Origin of the sequence: Brevundimonas sp., from assembly GCF_032017145.1 — a bacterium.
In the GTDB taxonomy this organism is placed as follows: domain Bacteria; phylum Pseudomonadota; class Alphaproteobacteria; order Caulobacterales; family Caulobacteraceae; genus Brevundimonas.
Map to the genome: position 1 here is coordinate 1 of NZ_DALZQC010000197.1, position 2,669 is coordinate 2,669.

A 2,669-nucleotide genomic window follows, 5' to 3' on the forward strand; every position below is an offset into this window, starting at 1 on the left:
CGGCGGACCCGCCCGGGGCGGTGCCGGTCGCGGCCCCCGTCGAGGCGCAGGCCGACAAGGCCATCAGGCTGCCGCCCGCGATGAGAAGCTGGCGTCTATGCATGGAATGCTCCGAAACATGATCATGGTCAGTCACACACTTAGGCGCACGAAACGGCCCCGTCACCTGATGGCGACGTAATCTTCGCTCCAATCCGGTTGGATACGTCGTCGCACTGTTCTAAAGGCGGGCCATGGCCATTGGTGTTTTCGACTCCGGCGTGGGCGGTCTGACCGTCCACCGCGAACTGACGCGGCGCTTTCCCCAGCGGGACTTCGTCTATTTGGCCGACCAGGCCCACGCCCCCTATGGCGGGCGGGGCGGCGAGGACATCGTCGAACTGACCAAGGCGGGATGCGAGCGACTGTTCGAGGCCGGCGCCTCCCTCGTCGTTCTGGCCTGCAACACCGCCAGCGCGATCGCGCTTCGCCGCCTGCAACAGTCCTGGCTGCCGGGTCTGCGCGAGCGGCTGGGCCGTCCGGTCAACATCCTGGGCATCATCGTGCCGACCATCGAGGCGGCGACCGGCAAGCCCTGGAGCTTCGAGGCCGAGCGCCCGCTGGAGGGCGAAAAGGTCGCCTCCATCGACATCACCGGCGTCTTCTGCACCGCCGCCACCGCCATCAGCCGCGTCTATGAGATCGAGATCGACAAGCGGCGCGAGGACATCGCCGTCTTCTGCGAGCCTTGCCCGGGCCTGGCCGGCCTGATCGAACTGGGCGCCCCGGCCGAAGAGCTTAAGGTGGTGATCGACGACCACGTCGATGCTCTGCGCCGTCGCATCGGCCGCCACCCGGACAAGGCCATCCTGGGCTGCACCCATTATGAGATCGTCGCCGAACTGTTCGCCCAGGCCCTGCCGGCCGGGACCGTGCTGATCGAACAGCCGACGGCCGTGGCCGACGCCCTGGAACGCTATTTCAAGGCGCATCCCGAATACGACCTGGGCGACAGCGGCCGCCGCGACTTCCTGACCACCGGCCAGGCCGGCCCGCAATCCGAACTGGTCGCCCAGTTCTGGGGCGCGCCGGTGACGTTCGAACAGGCGTAGGCGGCTTTCCCGCAGCTTCACCGCGTCATCCTAGGCCTTGTGCCTAGGATCCATAGACTCGAACCTTGCCGCAAAGAGGCCAGCGGCGCCGCTTCCGATTGATGGCCCGCCACCGGGCGTCTGGATCCTAGGCACAGGGCCTAGGATGACGGCCGATAGAGGGCAGTCGAGCATCAACACCCCGGACAATCCGGCAGCGGTTCGTTCTCCAGCTGCAGGGTCGTATGGTTGATGGCGTAGCGCCGCGCCACCGCCTGGGCCTCAGCGATCAGCACGCCTGAATCCGTACGGTCGTGAACCAGATGCGCGGTCAGGGCGGTGTCCGTGGTCGACAGGGCCCAGACGTGCAGGTCGTGCACCGCCCGCACGCCCGGCAGGCCCACCAATGCCTTCTCCAGCGCCGGCACGTCCACCCCGCTGGGCGCCCCGTCCATGGCCAGATTGACCGAATCCTTCAGCAGACCCCAGGTGGACCACAGGATCGCCGCCACGATCACCAGGCTGACCAGCGGATCCACCACCGACCAGCCCGTGGCCAGGATGACCGCGCCCGCGATCACGACGCCCAGCGACACGCCGGCGTCGGCCATCATGTGCAGATAGGCCCCCTTGGCGTTCAGGTCGTGCTGGGACTTCATGAACAGCAGCGCCGTGCCCAGGTTGATGACGAAGCCGATCCCGGCCACCACCATGATGGTCGCCGACCCTACCGGCGCCGGTTCGTTGAAACGCCGCACGGCCTCGAAGGCGATGGCCCCGCAGGCGAAGATCAGCAGAAGCGCATTGCCCAGCGCGGCCAGCACCGTCGCCTTGCCGAACCCATAGGTCCGCCGACCGCCTGCCGCCCCGTGCGCCCCGCGCCGCGCCAGCCAGGCCGCCCCGCCCGCCATGGCCAGACCCAGGACGTCCGACAGATTGTGCCCCGCATCGGCCAGCAGGGCGGTGGAATCCGCCATCAGCCCGGCCCCGAACTCGCACGCTACGAAGATCAGATTGACCACCAGCCCGACCGCATAACGCCAGTCGCCCGTATCGACCGGCCCGTGGCTGTGGCCGCCATGACCATGGCTGTGACCGTGCGCGTGCGAATGGCCGTGGCCATGATCGGCATGACCGTGGTCGTGATCTGGGCCGTGATCAAGGTCGGAGCTGTGATCGTGCGCGGCGTTCATGGTTTCGCCTATACGCCCTTTACCGGAACAGCCAAGCTGCTACTTGATAACAGATTGAATGTTATCACATAATGTCAGTGCTGATGCATGGCCACGACCAGACCCAGCGCGATCAGGGCCAGACCCAGGACCGCCCCTTCGTAACGCGCCCAACGCTCCAGCCGCAGGATGGAGGCGCCGGCGCTGGCCAGGGCCGTGAACACCGCCATGCCGGCGACCGTGCCGACCGCGAACATCACCGTCAGCATCGCCAGGGCGCCGATCCCCGCAGAGGCCGAGGACAGATAGATGGGCAGCAGAACTTCGCCCGGCGACAGCGCCATCATGGCTACCAGGCCCAGGAAGGCCGCCTTGTCCGACACGGCCGGCTCAGGCGTCGCCAGCGCCGGGCCGCCGGCCAGGGCCG

Annotated in this window: 3 protein-coding genes and 1 pseudogene; 2 read left to right on the forward strand and 2 right to left on the reverse strand. The window is 67.6% G+C overall.

From position 1 onward, the window contains the following. Positions 1-233 precede the first annotated feature (233 nt). On the forward strand, positions 234-1,091 hold the full coding sequence (locus RTU05_RS17805; protein WP_312599625.1) for an aspartate/glutamate racemase family protein: 858 nt from the start codon (positions 234-236) through the stop codon (positions 1,089-1,091). Positions 1,092-1,264: 173 nt separating this feature from the next. Here RTU05_RS17805 and RTU05_RS17810 read toward each other — a convergent pair whose 3' ends face one another. Further along, on the reverse strand, positions 1,265-2,092 hold the full coding sequence (locus tag RTU05_RS17810) for a cation diffusion facilitator family transporter (RefSeq protein WP_312599626.1): 828 nt from the start codon (positions 2,090-2,092) through the stop codon (positions 1,265-1,267). Between the two features lie 42 nt (positions 2,093-2,134). Here RTU05_RS17810 and RTU05_RS17815 point away from each other — a divergent pair, with 42 nt between their 5' ends. Continuing rightward, positions 2,135-2,335 carry a hypothetical protein gene (locus RTU05_RS17815; protein ID WP_312599627.1) on the forward strand — a complete coding sequence of 67 codons (201 nt, stop codon included), beginning with the start codon at positions 2,135-2,137 and terminating at the stop codon, positions 2,333-2,335. A 2-nt stretch (positions 2,336-2,337) separates the two neighbouring features. On the opposite strand, the pseudogene RTU05_RS17820 reads toward RTU05_RS17815, so the two are convergent. After that, positions 2,338-2,669: pseudogene (locus RTU05_RS17820) on the reverse strand (hypothetical protein); the annotation flags it as partial.